Consider the following 273-nt stretch of genomic DNA (forward strand, 5'->3'; position numbering starts at 1 on the left):
TGAAGCAATCTGTGAAGCGGTAACTCGCCCTAACATGCGTTTCGTACCTATAAAATCGATTGAACAGCAATCAATCCTTTCTGTTCACAAAGCTAGAGAAAGGTTAGTTTCAATGAAAACTGGCCAAACTAATCAATTACGTGGGTTGCTGGCTGAGTTTGGTCTTGTCTTTCCTAAAGGAAGTGCATCACTTAACAAGCAGCTCCCTCTGGTTTTAGAGGATGCTGAAAATAATTTGACGCCACCGATTCGCTGCGTGGTTACTCATTTAAA

The 273-nt window shown here is 41.8% G+C and carries 1 pseudogene; it reads left to right on the forward strand.

From position 1 onward, the window contains the following. A pseudogene (locus AB4486_RS25125) lies at positions 1-273 on the forward strand (IS110 family transposase); the annotation flags it as partial.

The organism is Vibrio sp. 10N.222.55.C6 (assembly GCF_041473395.1).
In the GTDB taxonomy this organism is placed as follows: Bacteria; Pseudomonadota; Gammaproteobacteria; order Enterobacterales; family Vibrionaceae; genus Vibrio; species Vibrio crassostreae_C.